The 14,222-nt window shown below is 35.1% G+C and carries 14 protein-coding genes; 3 read left to right on the top strand and 11 right to left on the bottom strand.

From position 1 onward, the window contains the following. Positions 1–957 precede the first annotated feature (957 nt). Positions 958–1,944, bottom strand: coding sequence for an App1 family protein (locus ACJVDK_RS18865; RefSeq protein WP_443938216.1), 987 nt, complete (start codon positions 1,942–1,944; stop codon positions 958–960). A 57-nt stretch (positions 1,945–2,001) separates the two neighbouring features. Here ACJVDK_RS18865 and ACJVDK_RS18860 point away from each other — a divergent pair, with 57 nt between their 5' ends. Beyond that, positions 2,002–2,856: a diacylglycerol/lipid kinase family protein gene (locus ACJVDK_RS18860; protein WP_443938215.1), complete on the top strand. Its 855-nt coding sequence runs from the start codon at positions 2,002–2,004 to the stop codon at positions 2,854–2,856. Between the two features lie 91 nt (positions 2,857–2,947). On the opposite strand, the gene ACJVDK_RS18855 is transcribed toward ACJVDK_RS18860, so the two are convergent. The 4 genes from ACJVDK_RS18855 to ACJVDK_RS18840 all read right to left on the bottom strand — a co-directional run bounded on the left by ACJVDK_RS18855 (position 2,948) and on the right by ACJVDK_RS18840 (position 6,082). Next, positions 2,948–3,907: a DKNYY domain-containing protein gene (locus ACJVDK_RS18855; protein ID WP_443938214.1), complete on the bottom strand. Its 960-nt coding sequence runs from the start codon at positions 3,905–3,907 to the stop codon at positions 2,948–2,950. Positions 3,908–4,057: 150 nt separating this feature from the next. Further along, positions 4,058–4,630 (bottom strand): RNA 2'-phosphotransferase, encoded by a 573-nt coding sequence (locus ACJVDK_RS18850; protein ID WP_443938213.1) that lies wholly within the window; start codon positions 4,628–4,630, stop codon positions 4,058–4,060. A gap of 2 nt (positions 4,631–4,632) precedes the next feature. Next, positions 4,633–5,220, bottom strand: a complete 588-nt coding sequence (locus tag ACJVDK_RS18845) for a hypothetical protein (protein ID WP_443938212.1) — start codon at positions 5,218–5,220, stop codon at positions 4,633–4,635. 187 nt (positions 5,221–5,407) lie between these two features. Further along, complete coding sequence (locus ACJVDK_RS18840; RefSeq protein WP_443938211.1) at positions 5,408–6,082, bottom strand: hypothetical protein; 675 nt, start codon at positions 6,080–6,082, stop codon at positions 5,408–5,410. A 246-nt stretch (positions 6,083–6,328) separates the two neighbouring features. Here ACJVDK_RS18840 and ACJVDK_RS18835 point away from each other — a divergent pair, with 246 nt between their 5' ends. Next, positions 6,329–7,399 (top strand): IS110 family transposase, encoded by a 1,071-nt coding sequence (locus ACJVDK_RS18835; protein ID WP_443938210.1) that lies wholly within the window; start codon positions 6,329–6,331, stop codon positions 7,397–7,399. Between the two features lie 337 nt (positions 7,400–7,736). On the opposite strand, the gene ACJVDK_RS18830 is transcribed toward ACJVDK_RS18835, so the two are convergent. Further along, positions 7,737–8,609 carry an XAC2610-related protein gene (locus tag ACJVDK_RS18830; RefSeq protein ID WP_443938209.1) on the bottom strand — a complete coding sequence of 291 codons (873 nt, stop codon included), beginning with the start codon at positions 8,607–8,609 and terminating at the stop codon, positions 7,737–7,739. A gap of 158 nt (positions 8,610–8,767) precedes the next feature. Continuing rightward, positions 8,768–9,307, bottom strand: coding sequence for a hypothetical protein (locus tag ACJVDK_RS18825; protein WP_443938208.1), 540 nt, complete (start codon positions 9,305–9,307; stop codon positions 8,768–8,770). A gap of 682 nt (positions 9,308–9,989) precedes the next feature. Here ACJVDK_RS18825 and ACJVDK_RS18820 point away from each other — a divergent pair. Beyond that, complete coding sequence (locus tag ACJVDK_RS18820) at positions 9,990–10,913, top strand: DUF481 domain-containing protein (protein WP_443938207.1); 924 nt, start codon at positions 9,990–9,992, stop codon at positions 10,911–10,913. Positions 10,914–11,012: 99 nt separating this feature from the next. On the opposite strand, the gene ACJVDK_RS18815 is transcribed toward ACJVDK_RS18820, so the two are convergent. The 4 genes from ACJVDK_RS18815 to ACJVDK_RS18800 all read right to left on the bottom strand — a co-directional run bounded on the left by ACJVDK_RS18815 (position 11,013) and on the right by ACJVDK_RS18800 (position 14,118). After that, positions 11,013–11,501, bottom strand: a complete 489-nt coding sequence (locus ACJVDK_RS18815) for a hypothetical protein (protein WP_443938206.1) — start codon at positions 11,499–11,501, stop codon at positions 11,013–11,015. A gap of 432 nt (positions 11,502–11,933) precedes the next feature. Further along, positions 11,934–12,395 (bottom strand): MarR family winged helix-turn-helix transcriptional regulator, encoded by a 462-nt coding sequence (locus ACJVDK_RS18810; RefSeq protein ID WP_443938205.1) that lies wholly within the window; start codon positions 12,393–12,395, stop codon positions 11,934–11,936. A gap of 7 nt (positions 12,396–12,402) precedes the next feature. After that, positions 12,403–12,768, bottom strand: coding sequence for a VOC family protein (locus ACJVDK_RS18805; protein ID WP_443938204.1), 366 nt, complete (start codon positions 12,766–12,768; stop codon positions 12,403–12,405). 216 nt (positions 12,769–12,984) lie between these two features. Further along, positions 12,985–14,118, bottom strand: coding sequence for a hypothetical protein (locus ACJVDK_RS18800; RefSeq protein ID WP_443938203.1), 1,134 nt, complete (start codon positions 14,116–14,118; stop codon positions 12,985–12,987). Positions 14,119–14,222 lie beyond the last annotated feature (104 nt).

Below are 14,222 nucleotides of genomic sequence, written 5' to 3'. Positions count from 1 at the left end.
AAACACCCATTAAATCCATTAGGACAGCTTTTTAATTGCGTAGAATGTGTATAGTGTAATGTTTTTTAAACGTTTATAAACGCTTACACTCGGATAGTATGTTGCAAAATAAAGAGAATTTCGGGCGTAAGCATTTAGTTTTCCTAAAGTATAAATTTAATTTCTAAACCTAATACGAAAAACTGTAAATACTAACATTTAAGTACGCTCACCGCCTTGCGAACAGAGAAAATGTGTGAGAATCAGCAGTTGCAAAGCAACGGGATTCGATCTATGTTTTAACACAAGCGTAAGCGCAGCATTTTCGATTACGCAGGTGAGCAAGACTAGGAATGCGTGTAGACTTATCCAGGATAAAGCGTTAGCAAATCCTAGATAAGGATAGAGAAAGCATTCACGGAGCAACCGAAGACCAAAAACAAAAACCATGACAGAACGAATGTTATGGCGTGTGTTTTTTTACGGGCTTAGCTTTGCGTAGTACCTTTCTTCCTAATCATATTAGCACTGTCTGTTGCTATGCCCTACAGGCTGCAAAGTGTATGCATTTAGCTTATAAGAATGCAGCACAGAACCACCTAACCATAGAATAAAGACTAATCCATTCCTTTCTCGCCTTAAGCCACTATTGGGAGAGAGGAATGGAATTAGGATTGCTATGATCCGCTTAATCGATTTGGCAACACTATAATAGCCGCTGTAATAACTCCGTAACCAAGTGCTACTCTCGTCCATAACTTTGTTTTTTCAGTTGGGACTTTAGAATCGGTAATCCCCCACAAGAGCCAGAACAAGGGTGTAACCGATAGTAATAGCGTAATGTAAGCTAAGATATTGCCATGGTCTTTTAATTTAAGTAGTCTATAGCCAAAGTAAACATGTGGTGCTAAAAAGAATCTTTAATACTAAAAATACATGAAAAGAAAAACGTGGTTTTAATTTCTTCGTTTGGGAGAATTAGCGAATGTCATCTGAAATTAGGCCTATTTTCTTTGAATGTGCTATCGCCTCTTGGCTGTTTTTAAACAAACAAGTTTTTACGCGTTGTTTTTCCATTAGATTCAATAAATATGCGGTATCAGGTTCTTTCTCTGGCCTTATGTTGCGAATATAAACCGCTGCTATATTTTTAGGATATTTAGTAATAATGCTATTATAAATTGCTGGATCCTGCTGCGAATTATCGCCAAAGAAAACAAATTTCTGATTGGGGAATGCATCCAGAATACGCATTACCCGAAGCAATTTGCCTTCATGAGCAGTTTTTCCTGTTCTTAGCAAATCCTTCCATTGTTTAATGGTATTCAAAAGAAATGCCCCATCAGGCAATTTATTAAACTTAAAGGTTTCAATCAGGTAATCGTATAAATTCCACTCGCTACTGCTTACATAAAAAAAAGGATTGGGCTGATCGGGTGAGGTGTGTGATAAAGCCAGTTGCTGATAATGATTTGCTGCATCTGGAAAGGTTCTTCTAGTACGAGGGTTTTTAATAAAAAGCTCTCTAAGTCGGCGACCAATCGTTGCCGAATGAGAAACCATTACCGTATCATCGACATCAGAAATGAAAGCATATTGCGTAATGTGTGGTACATAAATTTTTCCTTTCCCCGAGGCTAACAGTTCATCATACTCATTTAAGGCCTCTACTTTCACCTCGTGCCAACCAGCCGATATGTTTTGTTTGGCCTCCCACTCAAATTTAAAAAAACCATCCCTTTCAGTTTTATTGTAAAGTGTTTGTCCCAAGAAACTGAGTTTTATTTTAACGAATGGATAAGGTTTCAAGATAAAAAGCTTAATTAAGTGCAGAATATTCACAAAAATATTATTGCTATACACTTGCTCCGATTTGGCATTTTGCTTAAAAACGTGACCATAAACCACTAAGTTATGGGTATGACCATACCCATGATATATTTTTACGCTCACAGACTTATCCATACTAATTAAAACAGATTTTATTGATTGTTGTTTGTGAATACATAGACATGAACGTTAATGACTTTACTTTTCATCATAAATCCAAAATCAGGAAACAAGAATACAAATTTAGCAGAACTTATCTCTAAGCATTTTTCTGGCAGTAAAAACGAAATAAAATTATATGAACTGCCCGAAAAATGCTCCAAAGATGCCTTACTATTGGAAATTAAAAATGCTAAGGCAGATCGGGTAATTGCCGTTGGTGGCGATGGCACACTAAAATTAGTTGCAGAATGTTTGTTGAACTCAGAAACACCAATTGGTATTATCCCTGCTGGTTCTGCAAATGGTATGGCAAAAGAATTGGGCATTCCTTCAGAAATTGAAAAAGCGTTGGATGTTATTGAACAGGGAAAATCAAAAAAAATCCATGTGGTTAAAATAAACAACGAGATCTGCATTCATTTGGCTGACTTAGGTTTTAATGCATATTTGGTGAAACGATTTGATGCTTTATCGGAGCGTGGCATGTGGGGCTATGCCAAAGCTACTTGGCACGCACTGTGGAACCACAAACGAATGGAGGTAGAATTAAAACTGAAGAATGAAATCATAAAATCAAGCGCCGCCATGGTAGCCATAGCCAATGCAACTATGTATGGCTCGGGACTTAAAATTAATCCAGATGGCAAGTTAGATGATAATCTTTTTGAATTGGTGCTTGTAAAAGATTATTCGTACTTGGAAATTTTGAAAATATGGTTTACAAAACTCCCTTTTAATCCGAAAAAAATAGAAGTTTTTCAATCGAATGAGGTCAAAATTACAGCCAAAAAACAGGTTCATTTTCAAATAGATGGAGAATATTTGGGGAAAGTAACTACTGTTTCTGCTAAAATACTTCCTGGGGCGATTAGGGTCATTCAATAATCTCGCGAAAACCTCATCTAGCCATTAGGTTTTGTGAAGGCTCAGATTACAAAGTGGCAGATTACAACAACAACAACAGTTATTTGTCGTATTATTTTGGTTCAAGATATATTCTTTCAGTTACGTTAAATATGTTTTTGTTTTCAGAAGATATTCCATAATCATAGCGATAAAGTTTTTCAACAATACAAGTACAATTATTGTTTGTCATAGTTGTCCGAATAATTTTTGATTCTCCAATCCAATCTAAATACATTGAATTTTTTATTGTGAAACCCTTTTGCTTCATTTTCTCAACAATACCAATCGGATTCTCTTTATCTTCTGAATAGGCAACTAAACTGTCGTAAACATCAACAAAAACAATGGGTTCAGTTTGGCAAAAGTCTTTATTTGTAAAATCAAATGTTTTATAAGCTGTTTTTTTGAAGTCATCTTCATTAATGGCTCCAAATTCGTAGTTGAAATTTTTATCTTTTCCTTGAAATGTGCTTGTAACTTTAAAAGTTGCAACGTCAGCTCCGTATAATATTTGATTGTTATTAATTATGTGATTTTTAGTCTTTCCCCAATCATCGTCAATGGGAATAAAATCGTTGATGTCGTCAAGATAAACTGTGTCGTGTCCGTGAATTAAAATGTTGCCGGCTTTCGCCCAAGGATATTTAATCAATTCAATTTTGTCTGGTTTAATTCCTTTTATTGCACAATCGTTCAAGTTATTATAGAAACCAAAAAAATATGCGTTGTCTTTGTCGGAAAATACATAATTGCCTACGAATTTAAAGGTGTTTGGGTCAATCTCGTTTATTAGTTCTCCGTCTATGAATAAATGATTTTTGTCTTTACCAAAATCAAAACTACAATCACAATCAAATTCTAATGTTTGAAAAGTCGCAGCGTCTGCTTGTTTAATTAGACGTTTCCCTTGTCCGCTACCTTCGTTCCAATATTCATAATAAACTTCATCGTTTTCAACTTTGTAGCCTTGTCTGCAACTTGTCAAAAACAAAATTGTCAAAATTGTAAAGAATATTTGTCTTGTTGTCATTCTACGGTGTCGTTCTAAAATAGCCGCTAACGGTTCTGGGCTTGCCGAAGGCGGGGATTTTTAATACAAAAATTCAATAGAATTACTATTGTTGAACCTTGTACAAATGACCAATCGAAGCCATTCAGCCCCGCTTTTGGCAATACCTTGTTATCTGCTGTTATTTTTTTTATCGTCATTTTCTTTCAAGTATTTTGTCGGCACACTGTCTGTCAACCAAACACCATTGTCCGAAATGAAAAACTGGAAATTGTCGTTATACATTTGTTCAGCAAATACTTTAAATACAAAAGGTTTTCCGTGTCGTTGTCCAACCTTTAAGGCTGTTCCTATGTCGCTACTCAAATGAACGTGTAGTCTACTTTGTTTTTCAAGTCCTGTCTCTAAAATTGATTGAACAGATTTCTCTCCTGTTCCGTGAAATAAAATTTCTGGTGGTTTTTGGTTTGTATAGCCTAATTCAATTTCTATGGAATGTCCTTGACTTGCTCTTATTTTGTCAAGTGTTTTATTAAACGCAAATCTCTTTTTGGAATTAGTTTCTACAATGTGATTAAGTGTTTTTCTGTCAAACTTAATTCCATAATTATTCGCCTTTTCAATTAACTCGTTTACGTCTGTCCAACCATTTTGGTCAAGTTGAATAGAAATGGTTTCAGGTTGGTGTCTCAATACCAAACTTAAAAATTTGCTTATATGTGTCAGTTGCTTGTCGCTTGTCATAATTATTTCCAATAGCTCATTAAATATTCTTTGATTTGATTTCTGTCAGCTAAATCTATTAGTTCCGAACTGTTCCAATTAATTAATACCAATTCACAACTTTCGCCTAATTCGTAAAGTGATTCTAAAATTTTATTGAAGTGGTCATTTGAAGTAATAAGAGAAGTTGAAATCCAAATATTATTTATAAACTCATCATTGCAGTCATAAAAGAAATTGAAACAAGGCAAACTAAATGCGTTTGAAGTAGTTTTTGAGCAGTCGATTATCGTATATCCATCGTAACGAATTTTAGTCGCTTTTTCAAAACCATTTTCAATGAGTAATTTCTCAAAGTAATCCGTTCTTAATTCTTCATCTATCGTTGGAAACGGCATATCTTCTCTCATAAAAATGTCTGTGAACCCATATTCGGTTTTCGTCTTTTCTGTGAACTCGTCAATTTGCTTTATTGATTTTTCAATGTGCTTAATGTTTTTTCTTGGAACAATTTCAATTTGACAATAGTCGTCTTCCCAAAATGAAGGCAAATTTTCGTCTTCGATTTTAAGGATCGTTTTTCGTCTAAATATTTTGTCAAATAGTCCCATTGTTTGTTTTGGTGTGTCGTTCTATAATAGCAGGTAACGTTTTGCAGCTTGCCGAAGGCGGGGGTTTTTAGCTCAAAAGTTCAATAGAATTACTACTGTTGAACCTCGTACAAATGCCCAATCGAAGAACTTTAGCCCCGCTTTTGGCAAACCCTTGTTAGCGGTTCGTTCTTCTTCCTGTCGCATATTACATTGTATTAAAGTCACCCGAATATTTTGTCGGATAGATAACTTCATAAAACCAGTCGTCTTTATCAACCAGAACTCGTCTGCCGATTAGAACATTTTTGTCTAATTTATTCTGCTGCAAAACGTCAAGAATTATTTGCAATGATTTGTCAATGTCCGAAACAGTATAAAGCATATTTCCACCGCCAGGTCCTAAGTCGCCAGCGAACCATTCCCCAAGTTTTTCATTCTCAAGAGCCTTGCTTAATTTATCTTCGATTTCTTGTCGTTTGTCAAGAAGTTGCATTTCATCTTTAAAACCTGTCGGCTGAATTTGAACAAATAAAACTTCATTGCCTTTAAAAGGCGCCCAGTTGTGACTGCTTTGTAATTCAGTTTTTTTATTTTCAAGTTCTTGTTGTGTCAACTGTTGAACAGAAGTAAAAGTCTGTTTAGCACCTTCGGGGGTTGATATGTTTAACTCATATAAATGCAAGTCAAACTTGTCATTGCCTGTTGTCAGTGCTCTTGCAACATAAATAATACTGTCTGACTTTTTGTATAAACTGAAAACTTCTTTGTCAGCCAACAAAGTTGAGTTCGGTTGTCCGTCAGTTTGCTTGTTTGAGTTTTGGTTGCAACTCGTCAAGCCTAAAAATGTTAGAAGTCCCAATGTGAGCGTTTTAAATGTCATTTTTTATTTCTGTCGTTTATGTTCTGTTGGTCTTCCTTAGAATGACCGCTAACGGTTCGGGGGTTTGCGATGGCGGGGCAATCGAAGCACATATCTTGAATTTTGTAAAAAATTTGAATCGAAGAACTACCGTTGAACTTTGCAGTTTCACCCCACTATCGCAAAGCACTCATGTAAAAGCAGTAATCCTGCTCCATCCAAAAAAGGTGTAGACTTACGTTAATAAGCTACCAAAAAAATTGAATTATGGCAACAGAAACTACTGCTTTACCAAAGCTATTCATTGGTATTGACATTCACAAGAAAAGTTGGTCAGTTCATATCCGTAGTGATATCAGTGACCATAAAAATTTCACTATTCCTGCAGATCCTGCATTACTTTATAATTACGTGATAGGTAATTTTGCAGAACATGAAATTAGTCTAACTTATGAGGCTGGCTGCTGTGGCTTTAGTGCGGCACGTTATTTTATGCAGTTGGGCTGGGAAGTAACGGTTGTAAATCCTGCAGATGTGCCCACCAACAACAAACAATATTATCAGAAAACCGATGCATTGGACTGTAGGAACCTCAGTAGGCAATTGTCCTTAGGCGAATTGAAGGGCATCTTTGTGCCGGATGAGCGTGAAGACGAACTGAAAAGTTTGTTACGCCAACGTGCTGCCATTACTCGACAACTTCGTAGAGCAAAAACACAGATTAAAAGTTTTTTGCTCTACCAGGGCATCAAAATCCCACAAGAACACGATAATCCGAACTGGACAAAATCATTCATAAGTTGGCTGAAGGATATCAAATGGAATTTCCAAACAGGTAAGTTGTGCCTAGATAGCAAGTTAAGGGTCTATGAATTTATTTATGGTGAATACCTGCAACTGGCCAATGAACTTCGTGCCTATTGCAGAAAGCATCATAAAAAGGATTACTATCTATTGAAGAGTATCCCAGGGGTTGGTGGCTATCTTGCCTCGGCACTGATTGCCGAGCTTGGAGATATCAGACGTTTCAATAACGAAGCACGTTTTGCCAGTTATGTGGGGTTTATACCGATGATGCGCAACAGTGGGGCTGTTGAAAACGTTTTCGGGGTAACGCCACGTTGCCGAGGGCTTTTGCGGAGCTACATTATAGAAGCAGCATGGGTAGCGCTTCGCCTTGATCCACAAATGCAGGCTTACTACCGTACCCATATCGGTAAAAACCCCAAAAGTATTGTGGTTAAATTAGCAAGAAAACTATTAAATCGTATCCTCTCAGTAATCAAGACAGAAAATCCCTATCAGATAAATTATCAAAAACCAACTAGTATGACATAAAAAAAAGATATATATCAGGAAAAATAATTGTTAAAAGCTCATTAAAAAACAAAATTTCAGACTACAAAACACGGGTTGTGAAGTATCTCGCTGTCACACCGCAAAGCACGTAGCTGTTTTTAATCAATAAACCATAGGGGTGCAGGTGGTGTCTTGAAAATAGGCAGCCACACATAGGAGCCTGAGCTTAATGATTATCGAGGTGTTTGAGGAGCATTAATTTAGCCCCCAATACCCATTGTATTGGAATATTTAAACGGAATAATTAACTTGGTTCAAGGAAAACTACTTTACATAGGAACCCGTGTTAGCGGTAGCCGTTCTTTCTGTCTGAATGTCAAAAGTCTGCAAACCATTCATAGCTTTCAATATTTTGATATTCTTTTGGAACAGCCTTCAAAACAATTCCTTCTTTTTCAGTTGGTTTGTATGCTCCTTTTTTTGTTTTAATAAATTGTTCTTTCACTAACGCGTCTGGATATATGAACTCAATAGTGTCAACTTGAAGTCCATTCCATTTATATTTATAAAGTCCTACTTCTCCCGGATGTCCATATTCTACTCCACGAATTATTCTCTCTTTCGCTGAAAATGTCGGATTGATAAATTCATAGTCTTGAGTGAAATTGCCTTTGTCGGGTTGGTTCAAATAAACATTATAAACATTCCGCCTGCAACAGCCTGATGAAGGATACCAATGAACAAGAAAGTCTTTATGTCCGTCACCATTTACGTCTAATATTGTGTCACGGATGTAAGTCATTCCGCCTTGTTCTCGTTCAATTAATTTTTCCGCTTTGTCGCCATTAATTTTGTATAAGTCGAGATAAGTCGCCCAAGGAACGTTTCTGCGTAACAGAAAATATTTTTGATTGTCTTTGAAAAGTCTGCCGATTAAAATTTCAATGTGGATTGTATAAGAACTGTCGTCAGGTTGCAATTCGTATTGCTTTGTGAAACTATCCGTTTTGAAGGCTGTCTGTGCAATTTTGAAAGCGTCTTTTAACGAAATGTCAAGTCGTAAACTATCAATTAAGTTTTCTTCGGCTATTTGTTTTTGCCTTTCTTCTTTCGTCAGTTCATTATTGACGGACGTCTTATGAATAGTGTCATTTTTAACAATAGAATTTTTGTCTTGGTTTGTAGTCTGCCCACAACCCAAAATTATCGTCAAAATTACTAATGTTAATATGTTCGTTGTCGTCTTCATACGGTTACCGCTAACGGTTCAGGTATTGCCGAATGCGGGGATTATTAGCACTAAAGATCAATCGAAGAACGAAAGTTGAATCTTGCACAAATGCCCAATCGAAGCCGTTCAGCCCCGCTTTTGGCAATACCTTGTTATGTGGCGTTTTCATTTGTCCGTCAAGCATCTCCGTTTACCATTAGTTCATAATATTTTCCCGTTGTCAAGTTTATTTTTAAGTTGAAATAACAGTTGCCACCATCTTTAACAAAGTTCAAATTCTTTCTCCAATCTGTATCCCAAGTGTCGCAAAAACAATTTACCCAAACTTCCTTTTCTCCTTTGGAGTTAGTTGTTGCTACATATTGTCTTTTGTATCGTGTCAAGTCAATAATAAAATGGTTCTTGTTGAGTTTGTATTCAGGGTGTTTGTCGTTAATTTTTTTAAATTGTTTTTCTTGGTAGGGATTATAGTCGTTTATACACTTGGTCAGTACCGTTTCGATTTTTTGAAAGTCGTCAGTTGTCAAGTCAGTTGGTTTGCCGTCCTTAAAAATCCAATGTTGTGTAGTGTCAAACGGCAAAACAACAATGATTGAAGTGTCTATCTCATAAATATTGGTTTGCTTCTCTTGATTTTTATTTTCGGTTTTTGTCTGTCCGCAACTGATCAAACAGATTGTCAAAACGAAAGTTAATATTGTTAGTTCTCTTGTCATTAGAGTCGGTCTTTTAAAATGCCACATAACTCATATATATACGCAACTCCAAAACCCAAAAGCCTCCATTAAATCCATTATGACAGCTTTTTAATTGCGTAGAATGTGTATAGTGTAATGTTTTTTAAACGTTTACAAACGCTTACAATCGGATAGTCTATTTCAAAATAAAGAGAAGTTCGAGCGTAAGCATTTAGTTCCCTAAGATATTAATTTAATTTCTAAGCCCAATAAGGAAAATCCTAAATACTAGCATTTAAGTACGCTCACCGCCTGCGAACGGACAAAATACCTGAGGAATGGTAACTATAAAGCATCGGGATATTAAGTATACTCTGCACGCAAGAATCTCCTCTCCTAAAATCCAAAATTTTTATATCTTAGCATTAAATAATGCTGTTTATAAGCAGGTTATTCATCAAACAAAATCTGGTTAAGAACAAAATTTCAACTGTTTTTAACTATTTGGGGACAAGTGAGTGGTTTTATAGTTAAATTCTATCAGTCTAATTGTATCAAAAGAAAAACGCTTATGCAAGCTCTAAACTCATTAAAAAAAAGAACAATCTTTTCACAAAGCATCTTTAATATAGCAAAAGTTATTGCGTGTCTTGTTGTCCTTTCCCTTTTTCCGAAACTAGCGAAAAGCCAAACCGATTCCATTACGTTTAAAAATGGGAATATGATTGTAGGTGAAATTAAATCGCTAAGTAATGGGGTACTTACCATTGAAACTCCCTATTCAAAAAACGATTTTACCATAAAATGGTCGGAAATCAAGAAAATATCATCTAAATCACGCTTTTTATTAACCTTGCAAGATGGCCGACGGGTAAATGGAAAAATTGAAAGTACTGCGGATAGCAACCAAGTGATGATAAAAGATGATGGTGCTGCCGATATTTCAAGCGCTATTTCGGACATTGTATACATTCAAGTCATTAAAAACCAATTTTGGAGTCGGCTAAAAGCAAGTGTTGACATTGGTTTCAACATTACAAAAGCGAATAATTTAAAGCAATTAACCGTTCGTAGTTCATTGGGATACATTGCAGAACGTTGGCAAGCGGATGCCAATTATAATGGTATACATTCGAGTCAGGATAGCGTTGCTTCAACCAAGCGTACGGATGCAGCCTTAAATTATAAATACTTTTTACCGGGCGATTTATATATATCGAGTTCTTTGAGTTTTCTATCAAATACCGAACAGGCCTTAAAACTGAGAACAACCGGAAAAGTAGGATTCGGAAAACTTTTCACACATACCAATAAAGCCTATTGGGGTGCTGCTGGTGGTCTATCGTTTAACAACGAGAATTTTTCCAATAACACTTCATCAAGAAGAAGTATGGAGGTGTATGCTGGAACCGAACTCAATTTATTTGATATTGGCGACTTATCACTCTTGACAAATTGGTATGTGTATCGCTCCTTAACCGAATCGAAACGCTGGCGTTCTGATTTTCAATTTGATGCGAAATACGAATTCCTACAGGATTTCTACTTTAAAGCAGGAACCACCATCAACTACGATAACCGCCCAGCTGTTTCAGGCAAAGATTTTGATTATGTGTTTCAATTTACCGTTGGTTGGGAACTATAGCACTTAAGTGATCTTTACAGCGCTTTAAAGATAAAATTGCACAGTTTCACTGGGTATTTATACTAAACGTTAAATTTAGTGGAATAGCTTTTTTAGGGATTATTCAAGTTCTATTTTAATAGGACTTTTTGACTTAAATTGTCTATTCCAATAAATAATGTAACCGGTTCCTAAGATGGTTGGCATCATCCAAACTAAAGTTGTCCCGATATGTAATCCAGCAACCAAAAATGCCGTCACGGATGCAATTAAAGCACCAATCATTCGCCCTAAATGGCTAATTAACCAAGCATTTTTCTTTTCGTTAAAAATTTTGAACGTTTGAAAATCTTTTAAAGTCATAAATGCTCCAAATCCACCAAAGAAAAGGTACAAAACGCTATTTTCTACTTTCTGAACCATTCCAATCAGGCCAAGAATTAACATCGCAATTGAAACCAAGAACATGATTCCTGATACCGATTTATCAATCAAGTCTGCCTTGGTTTTAATTTTGCTTTTTAATGTCAAAGCACGGTTTCCTGCTAAGATTAAATAAATGGTAAATATCCCAATTAGAAATAAAAATAAATTTTCGTGATTTGGCATTCTGGCAACAAACAGTGAAATAATTGAACTTATTAGCATGGAATACGAGAATATTTTCCCTGTTCTTTTGTGATTAAGTCCGCCCTTTTTTACGAAAATGCTGATCATGCCTGTTATCAAACCCAGTCCTCCGAAAAAAGCATGAATATAAATTAGTGTCTTAACTGTCTGCTCCATCATTTATTAACTATTTGTCTATCTTTTTTTATGTTTTTCAGCATATAGCGCTTTGAACGGCTATTAATCTAAAAATCTACCTTAATTCTTAAGCTTAACTGATTTTAGCGCGAATATAATCGATTATAGACATAAAAAAACTCGATTTTGAGTAAAATATCATCTAGTTTAAAAAACAAAGAACAATAAAGCCTTAAAATAAGCGACAAATGATTAGATACATTTACTTTTTAACCCGCATAATAGGCGTCGTTTCTATTCACCCCTGTTTTGTTCTATCAAGTTTACCATTGTTAGGTTGAATAGTGCCTGTTTATCTCCAATGGCTGAAAAGAAATCAATATCAGCATTTTCAATCACGGTCAATGCTTTTTGTAGGACTTTTGCACCTTCATCAGTCAATTTAATGACTTTGGCTCTTGTATCTGTTTGGTGTTCTTGTCTGCTAATAAAATTCTTTTCTTCCAATGTTCTTAGCACTTTGGAAACCATCATTCTATCGGAATTACTTTGATTCGCAATATCAACTTGTGTTACGTTTTCGTTTTCTTTAGAAAGCCAACCTAACGCAGTTAAAAGAACAAATTGCGTTTGGGTCAAATTCAAAGGATCTAAAACTTTTTTGTGTTTTCTTTGCCAAAGCATCGTTACTTGTCCAAGCAAGTAACCTGGACTTTCGTTCGGCGATTTGAACTTAAATTCTATATTCTGAGCCATAAAAATTTTATGCGTTTGGTTGTAAAAAAGTCAAAACATAGCCGTCTGGGTCTTTCACAATTATTGTTTTTCCAAATGGTGTATTGTTGATTGTTCCTAAAATTGCAACTCCTTTTGCGGTTAAGTCTGCCAGAAAATCTTCAATAGTACCATCAATAGCAAACCAAAGTGAAGCTCCAACGCCAAGTTCTTTTCCGTCTAAGTTTGTCATTGGTGTTCTAATTGCAAAACTTGCTTCGCCTTTGTTGAATTTAAAAACGTAGGCATATGGATTTGACATTTCAGATACTTCAAATCCTAATTTTGTTGTGTAGAACTCTTTTGAAACTTCTAAATCTCCCACTTGAAGAGATGCAAATTCTAATCTTCTCATTTTTTATATTTTTTGTTGTCGCAAATATAATATATACGACTACAAAATACAAATAATTTTATAATTTACTTTGTTTTGGGAATTACCTAATCGCTACTGCCTTTCCTAAAATTAGTTATTATACTGTGGTTGAAAGTTTATCATAAACACAAAAACTTACCATGATATTGTAGAACCATGGTAAGTTTTTAGACGTTTTGCAGATTTGCGTTCGTATTATTTCGAGATCTCTTTACTTTTAGTAACTTTTGGAAAATAAATAAGATAGTCATAACCTTTTATCACTCTAGACAAATAAACATCATTTACTTGTAGCTTATTTTCTAAAATAGACTTCTTTAAAGGCCTTAAATCAAAACAGTGCCATTGGTCATCGTTTACCAGCTTTAGAAAAGATTTAAAACTATTGGTATCGTTTTCATCCTCTTCTTTTCCAACAAGCATGATATGTAAGGATTTTCTAAAGCTTGCTTCTTCAATATTGCAAACTAAACTGCCTATATCGTATATATCAGTTTTTGTTAAGATGGTTTCACCTTTTGGCACGTGAACTGCACCAAATTTGAAAAGATTCTTTTTGTTCCTCCAATCGGCCATTTGATTTACCAGGATATTTTTCATCAGTTGAATCCTTAAGGGATGATTTCTGTTCGTATAAATCTCTCTACTTAGTTTTAAATCTTCCATTTGTTTCCGCTCTTTGTCAGAAAGTTTTAGCTTCAATAGCGCGTCTATTTTCTGAAGGCAGTCTTCGGATAATAAATAATATTTTTCCATGCCCTCTTTAGATGCGGCTAGCTTGGAATTCTGAAGCATTTGTTCATAGATTGCAATTGCTTCTTTATTTTTTGATGTTTCTTTTAAACTTGAAATGATCATCTGATCAGCAAAAATGCTGATTTGTTCGACGCCATAAATTTTGGTGTTACTTTTAACCAAACGCTTAAACAACGCGAACTCAGGTTCATACTCCAAAAAAGAAAAGTTTGTACTATATGTTTTAACAAAAGAATTAAGCTGTTCGTTTGATAGCGATTTAATTTTTCTTTCGATGATATCTACAGAATATGGATCAACCTCAATAAAATAATTATCGAACTTAACCTCATTAACAATCGCATTGGTAAAATAGGGAATTTCGTTTGTAAAGTGAGTTTCTCCCAGCAAAACAGCATTCGATTGTTTTATTTCGTTTAGCAAAACCTCCCATCCTTTTCCCTGAAAGGAACTGTCTTGATTATTTTTAAAGGAAAAACCATTCTTTTGAACCAAACTATCAAGCAATACAGTTTGTGCATAGTTAAATTTTGTAATGAATAGTATAAGAAGTAACAGTATTATTTTTTTCATTTTTATAATTGAATTTGTTTTTGATTTAATTTTAGCCAACACATTGAAAGAAAGCTATTTTCATAACTACCTCTGTTTATTCCTTGATTTTCTCTAATGGCTGG

Origin of the sequence: Pedobacter paludisoli, assembly GCF_052344095.1 — a bacterium.
GTDB lineage: Bacteria > Bacteroidota > Bacteroidia > Sphingobacteriales > Sphingobacteriaceae > Pedobacter.
The sequence above is the reverse complement of the archived record's forward strand: the minus strand, read 5'-3'. Positions and strand labels throughout refer to the sequence as shown.

Coding starts and splice junctions, on each gene's coding strand:
- ACJVDK_RS18825 (WP_443938208.1), bottom strand. CDS start 9,307: ATGACAAGAGAACTAACAATATTAACTTTCGTTTTGACAATCTGTTTG.
- ACJVDK_RS18855 (WP_443938214.1), bottom strand. CDS start 3,907: ATGACAACAAGACAAATATTCTTTACAATTTTGACAATTTTGTTTTTG.
- ACJVDK_RS18810 (WP_443938205.1), bottom strand. CDS start 12,395: ATGGCTCAGAATATAGAATTTAAGTTCAAATCGCCGAACGAAAGTCCA.
- ACJVDK_RS18805 (WP_443938204.1), bottom strand. CDS start 12,768: ATGAGAAGATTAGAATTTGCATCTCTTCAAGTGGGAGATTTAGAAGTT.
- ACJVDK_RS18820 (WP_443938207.1), top strand. CDS start 9,990: ATGATTGTAGGTGAAATTAAATCGCTAAGTAATGGGGTACTTACCATT.
- ACJVDK_RS18835 (WP_443938210.1), top strand. CDS start 6,329: ATGGCAACAGAAACTACTGCTTTACCAAAGCTATTCATTGGTATTGAC.
- ACJVDK_RS18815 (WP_443938206.1), bottom strand. CDS start 11,501: ATGCCAAATCACGAAAATTTATTTTTATTTCTAATTGGGATATTTACC.
- ACJVDK_RS18865 (WP_443938216.1), bottom strand. CDS start 1,944: ATGGATAAGTCTGTGAGCGTAAAAATATATCATGGGTATGGTCATACC.
- ACJVDK_RS18850 (WP_443938213.1), bottom strand. CDS start 4,630: ATGACAAGCGACAAGCAACTGACACATATAAGCAAATTTTTAAGTTTG.
- ACJVDK_RS18800 (WP_443938203.1), bottom strand. CDS start 14,118: ATGAAAAAAATAATACTGTTACTTCTTATACTATTCATTACAAAATTT.
- ACJVDK_RS18860 (WP_443938215.1), top strand. CDS start 2,002: ATGACTTTACTTTTCATCATAAATCCAAAATCAGGAAACAAGAATACA.
- ACJVDK_RS18840 (WP_443938211.1), bottom strand. CDS start 6,082: ATGACATTTAAAACGCTCACATTGGGACTTCTAACATTTTTAGGCTTG.
- ACJVDK_RS18830 (WP_443938209.1), bottom strand. CDS start 8,609: ATGAAGACGACAACGAACATATTAACATTAGTAATTTTGACGATAATT.
- ACJVDK_RS18845 (WP_443938212.1), bottom strand. CDS start 5,220: ATGGGACTATTTGACAAAATATTTAGACGAAAAACGATCCTTAAAATC.